At 77.4% G+C, this 686-nt stretch carries 1 protein-coding gene; it reads left to right on the forward strand.

Features of this window, described 5'->3' with window-relative positions:
• On the forward strand, positions 1-686 hold a 686-nt coding region (locus DW309_RS12335), incomplete at both ends, for a PspC domain-containing protein (RefSeq protein ID WP_136045542.1).

Genomic DNA, 686 nt, shown 5'->3' on the forward strand with positions numbered 1-686 from the left:
CCCGCCCCCCCCCCCCCCGCCCGCCGATCCCGACACCCCGGTCGACGGCGCCGCGCCCTCCGGACGCACCGCTCCCCGCGGCGCCGAGCGCTTCCTGCTGTGGGTCGCCGGTCTCGGGGTCGCGCGCTCCGACGGGTGGCTCGGTGGCGTCGCGGCCGGCATCGCCGCGCGGCTGCGCATCGACCCGCTGATCGTGCGCGGGGTGCTCGTGGTGGCCGCGCTGTTCGGACTGCCGGTGATCTTCCTCTACGCCGTGGCCTGGGCGCTGCTGCCCGACACCGACGGCCGCGTGCACCTGCGCGACCTGCTGGAGCGCCGGTACGAGCCGGTGCAGCTGGGCATCCTCGCGATGGCGATCGTCGGCCTCCTGCCCACCGCACCGCTCACCGGGCGGCTGTTCGGGCTGGGCTACGAGAGCTGGTCGGCGCTGTCCCTCTTCAGCTGGATCGTGGGCCTGGTGCTCGCGGCCGGCCTGCTCTTCCTGATCGTGCGCGCTGCGAGCCGCACCCCGGGCGCTTCCGCGCCGGACCTGCCGATGGCTTCCGCAGGTCAGGCGGCCCCGGGCGCGTCCGCCCCCCTCGCGGGTTCGGGTCCCGCCGAGGGGGCGGACGCCACCTCCGTCCCGCCGTCGACGCTCGACTCCGCGGCGGTGACCCCCGCGGACACCGTGCCGCTCGCCGACACCG

Origin of the sequence: Microbacterium sp. K41 (assembly GCF_004794395.1) — a bacterium.
Lineage (GTDB): Bacteria > Actinomycetota > Actinomycetes > Actinomycetales > Microbacteriaceae > Microbacterium > Microbacterium sufflavum.